This window comes from Vibrio ouci, assembly GCF_004551525.1.
In the GTDB taxonomy this organism is placed as follows: Bacteria; Pseudomonadota; Gammaproteobacteria; order Enterobacterales; family Vibrionaceae; genus Vibrio; species Vibrio ouci.
This window is the reverse complement of the sequence record NZ_SATR01000044.1, coordinates 21,377-27,788: the sequence shown is the minus strand read 5'-3', so window position 1 is coordinate 27,788 and position 6,412 is coordinate 21,377. Positions and strand designations below refer to the sequence as shown.

The 6,412-nt window shown below is 46.4% G+C and carries 4 protein-coding genes; 2 read left to right on the top strand and 2 right to left on the bottom strand.

The window, feature by feature from the left end:
- Nucleotides 1-185 precede the first annotated feature (185 nt).
- Nucleotides 186-2,639 carry an acyl-CoA dehydrogenase FadE gene (gene fadE / locus ELS82_RS20325; RefSeq protein ID WP_134837093.1) on the bottom strand — a complete coding sequence of 818 codons (2,454 nt, stop codon included), beginning with the start codon at nt 2,637-2,639 and terminating at the stop codon, nt 186-188.
- 307 nt (nt 2,640-2,946) lie between these two features.
- On the opposite strand from fadE, the gene lpcA reads away from it, so the two are divergent.
- Nucleotides 2,947-3,528, top strand: a complete 582-nt coding sequence (gene lpcA / locus ELS82_RS20320) for a D-sedoheptulose 7-phosphate isomerase (protein ID WP_134837092.1) — start codon at nt 2,947-2,949, stop codon at nt 3,526-3,528.
- 107 nt (nt 3,529-3,635) lie between these two features.
- Entirely contained in the window at nt 3,636-4,481 is an 846-nt protein-coding gene (locus ELS82_RS20315; RefSeq protein WP_134837091.1) for a class II glutamine amidotransferase, read from the top strand.
- Nucleotides 4,482-4,664: 183 nt separating this feature from the next.
- On the opposite strand, the gene ELS82_RS20310 is transcribed toward ELS82_RS20315, so the two are convergent.
- The gene (locus ELS82_RS20310) at nt 4,665-6,380 is read right to left on the bottom strand and encodes a proline--tRNA ligase (RefSeq protein WP_134837090.1); all 1,716 of its coding nucleotides are present in this window, start codon (nt 6,378-6,380) and stop codon (nt 4,665-4,667) included.
- Between the last annotated feature and the right edge of the window lie 32 nt (nt 6,381-6,412).

Below are 6,412 nucleotides of genomic sequence, written 5' to 3'. Positions count from 1 at the left end.
GAATTGCTTTTGCGCCCAAAGAGTTGGCTCTATATAAGTCATGGTAATCATCCTTGTCATTGCTTAGATGATCAGATCATGGAACATGCAATTAGTTCAAAAAAAATCCCCAAGCTGTGGCTTGGGGAATTGTGTATAAGAGACAGGCCATTGGCAGCCCTTTGTTGTATCGACGGATTGGAATGTTAAGCGACTTCATCCATTGCAGGTGTCAGTGTTGGCTGAGGCTTTGCCGCCAAGTCCTTTGGGTCGAAATCATCAACATTAATGACATACAGACGATGCTGCTCGGCTTCGCGCAACAAGTTAGCTTCATTGCTATCAATTATGCCTTGCTCTAGACCGATATCAGCCACGAGATCTAAGCGTAGGAATGGGCGGCGTTTATTCGTCGCTTTACATACCTTATCGAACACAGGCTCCGCTTCTAGAATGATATGCAGTGCCTGTTCAATTTTACCGACTGGGTTAAATTCACTCGCTTCAAAGTATTGGTTACGGCCAATTCGAGAACGAGTCGCGCTTGGCGTTTGAAGAATTTGCGCTACTTGGCTATCAAGCTTATCACTTGGCGCTTTACGAATACGGCCAAATGGCAGAATGATCACTCTGAGTGCTTTTCCTAGCCACTTGTTCGGGAAGTTCGCCAAGAACTCATCAATCGCATGCTCTGTCTGTTTTAAGCTGTCTTGCAGACCCCAGTGAACCAGAGGCAGATCATCGGCAATACGGCCTTCACTTTCATAGCGCTTCAGCGTTGCAGAGCTTAAGTACAGCTGACTCAAAATATCACCAAGGCGTGCAGATAGGCGCTCTTTACGCTTCAAAGAACCGCCTAATACAGCCATGGAAATATCTGATAAGAAGGCAATATTGGCACTGTAGCGATTAAGCTGTTGGTAGTAGCGGGTTGTTTGGTCTTTAACTGGGGCATTGGAGAAACGACCATCAGTTAGACCTAACCACAAGCTTCGAACAAAGTTACTCATGGTAAAGCTGACGTGGCCAGCTAGAGCGCTGTCAAACTTATCCAGAGCGTCTGATGAATCTGAATAGGCGGCATTCATTTCTGCTAAAACATAAGGATGGCAACGGATCGCGCCTTGACCATAGATGATCATTGAGCGAGTCAGAATGTTCGCGCCTTCCACGGTGACTGCGATAGGTGCACCTTGATAGCCACGCGCTAAGAAGTTTGATGGCCCCATACATATGCCTTTACCACCAACAATATCCATTGCATCAATCACGCTATGTTGCATACGGTGAGTACAGTGGTATTTAACGATAGCTGAAATGACCGATGGCTTTTCACCTAGGTCGATACCGGCAACCGTTAATGCGCTTGCTGCATCCATCACATAGGCATTACCACCTAGGCGTGCCAATGGCTCTTCGACCCCTTCCATATGGCCAATTGGCTGTTTGAACTGGCGGCGAATACGTGCGTAAGCGCCAGTTGCAAGCGCGGCAGTTTTAATACCACCGGTTGAGTTGGAAGGTAGGGTAATACCGCGACCAACCGATAGGCATTCAACCAGCATACGCCAGCCTTGGCCTGCCATTTTCGGCCCACCAATGATGAAATCTAGTGGCACAAACAGATCGTCACCGCGAGTAGGGCCGTTTTGGAATGGTACATTTAGTGGGAAGTGGCGGTTACCAATTTCAACGCCTTTTAGGTGAGTTGGGATTAGGGCACAAGTGATGCCAAGGTCTTGTTGTTCACCAAGTAGGCCTTCTGGATCACGCAGTTTAAATGCTAAACCTAGTACCGTCGCAACAGGAGCAAGCGTAATGTAACGCTTGTTCCAAGTCAGGCGCATCCCTAGTACTTCTTTGCCTTCCCACTTGCCTTTACATACCACACCGAAATCTGGGATAGAGCCAGCATCTGAGCCAGCTTCAGGGCTAGTCAGGGCAAAACAAGGGATCTCTTTACCTTCGGCTAGGCGAGGTAAGTAGTAATCTTTCTGGTCGTTAGTACCATAGTGTTGCAGTAGTTCACCTGGGCCTAAAGAGTTTGGTACGCCTACCGTTGATGACAGAACGCTGGATACGCCAGTCAGTTTCTGCAGCACCAAAGATTGCGCATAAGCTGAGAACTCAAGACCGCCGTATTTCTTTTTGATGATCATGGCGAAGAACTTGTGATCTTTTAAGTACTGCCATACTTCAGGTGGTAAGTCAGCCAGTTCGTGCGTTACTTGGTAATCGTTAACCATGGCGCACACTTCGCTTACTGGCCCGTCAAGGAATGCCTGCTCTTCAGCGCTTAGCTTAGGATCTTTAATCTCATGTAGTTTGTTCCAGTTCGGTTTACCTTTGAAAAGCTCGGCCTCCCACCAAACTGTACCCGCATCAAGTGCCTCTTTTTCCGTTTGCGACATAGCAGGAAGCACTTTCTTAAATAGAGTCAGTGCTTTTTTGCTGATCAGAGATTGGCGCACCGGCGGGATAGCTAATGTCACAACCGCTGCGATAAATAGAATCCAACTCAGTGAGCCCGCACTACCAAAGATAGACAGAGCTACCATGGTTGCGGTCAGAGCCGAGATAGAGAGTAGCAGCGAGCTGCGATGGTATAAGCAAACCGCCAGTACAGCGGTAAAACCTAAGATAGAGAGCAAGATGTCCATATTATTGTTCCTTTTACGGCGGCCTTATATGTGTTGTACGCCTTTAAAGTAGTGAGAGGTCTAACCAGTTAAGTGTAATCAAAATATTAATAAAATGTAAAATGGCAATTTGTTCAAAAAGTGATCTAAGTAGAGTGAAAGGTTTAAAAATGATGAGTCATGCAGATTTTGTGAGGAGAGATTTGTAATAAAGGTGCAATTGTTAACGGTGGGCTATCGACAGTGAGAATTGTTTGAGTAAACTCTGTAGGTAATGCTTTCTGTAATTGATACAGAACTATTTATTACAAAAATTAGAGATAAACCTATGTACCAGGACCTAATTAAAAACGAATTGACCGAAGCTGCCGATGTACTGAATAAGTTTTTGAGTGATGATAATAATATTGCTCAGATTGAAGCGGCGGCGAAGATGATTGCTGATTCATTTAAGCAAGGTGGTAAAGTTCTGTCTTGTGGTAATGGCGGTTCACACTGTGATTCGATGCATTTTGCTGAAGAGCTAACAGGTCGTTACCGCGAAAACCGTCCTGGTTTACCGGGTATCGCGATTTCAGATCCGAGCCACCTATCATGTGTGAGCAACGATTTCGGCTACGATTTTGTTTTTTCACGTTATGTTGAAGCGGTAGGTAGCAAAGGCGACGTGCTGTTTGGTCTATCGACGTCAGGCAACTCAGGTAACATCCTAAAGGCGATTGAAGTCGCTCAAGCTAAAGGGATGAAAACCATCGCGTTGACAGGTAAAGATGGCGGTAAAATGGCTGGTCTAGCGGATATTGAAATCCGTGTACCGCATTTTGGTTACGCTGACCGTATCCAAGAGATCCACATCAAAATCATCCACATCGTGATTCAGCTGATTGAAAAGGAAATGGAGCAGGCTTAATAGCTGTTACCGTTTTCTATCTTATAACTATAAGCGCTAGCAATCTTGCTGGCGCTTATGTTATTAAATAAGTATGACACGCAAGGAAGAATGGAGTTTGCTAGACCATGTGTGAATTGCTCGGAATGAGCGCTAACGTTCCAACCGATATCTGTTTTAGTTTTACTGGTTTGATGCAGCGAGGCGGTAATACTGGCCCGCATCGTGATGGCTGGGGGATTACTTTCTATGAAGGTAAGGGCTTTCGTACCTTTAAAGATCCCAACCCGAGTTGCGATTCAAAAATAGCGGAGCTAGTTCAAAACTACCCGATAAAGAGTCGTGCGGTGATAAGTCATATCAGACAAGCCAACCGCGGTGGCGTCAACCTAGAAAATACTCACCCATTTACTCGCGAATTGTGGGGACGTTATTGGACATTTGCACATAATGGCCAGCTTTGTGATTATCAAGACTTCCATACAGGTCGACATCGCCCAGTAGGTCAGACGGACAGTGAATTAGCGTTTTGCTGGTTACTTAAGCAGATGGAAGACCGATACCCTGAGCCACCACAAGATATGGTTGGCGTGTTCCGTTTCGTTGCTGAGTGCTGTGACAAACTGCGTGAGAAAGGAGTATTTAATATGCTGCTTTCTGATGGTGAATATGTCGTAACCTACTGTACTAATCATTTGTATTGGATCACACGTCGCGCCCCATTCGGTAAAGCATCACTGATTGATGAAGACGTTGAGATTAACTTCCAAGAAGAGACAACACCGAATGATATTGTTTCAGTGATTGCGACTCAGCCGCTGACAGACAATGAGAAGTGGCATCGTATGAAGCCGGGAGAATTTGGTATTTTCCACTTTGGTGAGTTGATTGATGGCAATGCTGACGAACTTGTTGATGTGCCATACGCGCCGAAGAAGGTGGCAAGCCAAGCGCCAACAGAGCCGTTGGATTAGCGAGCGCGGTATAGATACTGTCATTCCATAGACTGACGAAGGAAGGAGTAGGGAATCTCATAGAGCATTCGACTTACTTCAAGAGATCCCCAACTCATTCGTTCCTCATTCTTGAGGATGACGGCAAAAACAAAAAAGGCCGATGTTTCCATCGGCCTTTTGTATTCCTAAGCGTTAAACAACTTAAGCAAGTTGCGCTTTAACGTGCTCAACAATGTCAGCCATCGCTACTGCAGTCTTCTCACCGTTACGGCGGTTCTTGTACTCGAAGTTGCCTTCTTTCATTGAACGATCACCGATCACGATAGTGTGAGGAACACCGATAAGCTCCATATCAGAGAACATAACGCCTGGGCGCTCTTTACGGTCATCGAAAAGAACTTCGATACCCATAGCAGTCAGTTCAGCGTACAGCTTCTCAGCCGCTTCTTTCACTTCTTCTGACTTGTGCATGTTCATTGGCACGATAGCTACTTGGAAAGGCGCTAGTGCGTCTGGCCAGATGATGCCGTATTTATCGTGGTTCTGCTCGATTGCAGAAGCAACAACACGTGATACACCGATACCGTAACAACCCATCTCTAGGATTACGTTTTTACCGTCAGGACCAAGAACACCACAGTTCATCGCTTGAGAGTAAACATTGCCTAGCTGGAAGATGTGACCGACTTCGATACCACGCTTAAGCATTAGCGTACCTTGGCCACATGGGCTTGGATCGCCTTCCACTACGTTACGTAGATCTTCAATTTGGCCTAGCTCAACGTCACGACCCCAGTTGATACCGAAGTAGTGTTTGTCATCAACGTTAGCACCCGCGCCAAAGTCGCTCATCATAGCCACTGTGCGGTCTACAATGAATGGCAGCTCAAGACCAACAGGACCTAGCGAACCAGGGCCAGCGCCGATCAGTGCGCGAATCTCTTCTTCGGTTGCCATCTCTAGAGGAGCAGCTACTTGAGGAAGGTTTTCTGCTTTTACTTCGTTTAGCTCGTGGTCACCGCGAACGATAAGCGCGATGATATCGGCATCAACTTCATCAGATGCTTTAACGAATAGAGTCTTAACAGTTTTCTCGATTGGTAGATCGAACTGCTCTACGAGTTCAGCGATTGTTTTCGCGTTTGGCGTATCAACAAGAGTCATCTCTTGAGTTGGCTGTGCGCGATCGCCAGTAGGAGCTGCTGCTTCTGCTTTTTCGATGTTCGCAGCGTAATCAGACTCAGTAGAGAACGCGATTAGGTCTTCGCCGCTTTCTGCTAGTACGTGGAACTCTTGAGAGCCACTACCGCCGATAGCGCCAGAGTCAGCCAGTACTGGACGGTACTCAAGACCCATACGATCGAATGCTTTACAGTAAGCATCGTGCATCGCTTGGTAAGATTTCTCTAGACCTGCTTTATCGATGTCAAAGCTGTATGCATCCATCATGCAGAATTCACGTGCACGCATTACGCCAAAACGTGGGCGGCGCTCATCACGGAACTTAGTCTGGATTTGGTATAGGTTAAGAGGAAGCTGTTTGTACGAGCTTACTTCGTTGCGAACAAGGCTAGTGATAACCTCTTCAGCAGTTGGGCTAAGAACAAACGGACGAGTATGGCGGTCAGTAAAGCGAAGTAGCTCAGGGCCCATCTTTTCAGAACGACCTGTCTCTTCCCATAGTTCAAACGGCTGAACAACGGGCATCAGAGTTTCGACAGCACCTGCATTGTCGATCTCTTGACGAACGATGTTTTCGACTTTACGCAATACACGTAGACCAGTAGGTAGCCAGGTGTAAAGACCTGAAGCTAGCTTACGGATCATACCTGCACGTAGCATAAGCTGGTGGCTTACTACTTCTGCGTCGTTTGGAGTCTCCTTCAGAGTAGAAAGAAGATAATTACTGGTACGCATTAAATTTATCCGTTTATTAAAGTTGAATACTC

Excerpts from the sequence above, each read along its gene's own strand:
- fadE (WP_134837093.1), bottom strand. The coding sequence starts at position 2,639 with ATGGACATCTTGCTCTCTATCTTAGGTTTTACCGCTGTACTGGCGGTT.
- lpcA (WP_134837092.1), top strand. The coding sequence starts at position 2,947 with ATGTACCAGGACCTAATTAAAAACGAATTGACCGAAGCTGCCGATGTA.
- ELS82_RS20315 (WP_134837091.1), top strand. The coding sequence starts at position 3,636 with ATGTGTGAATTGCTCGGAATGAGCGCTAACGTTCCAACCGATATCTGT.
- ELS82_RS20310 (WP_134837090.1), bottom strand. The coding sequence starts at position 6,380 with ATGCGTACCAGTAATTATCTTCTTTCTACTCTGAAGGAGACTCCAAAC.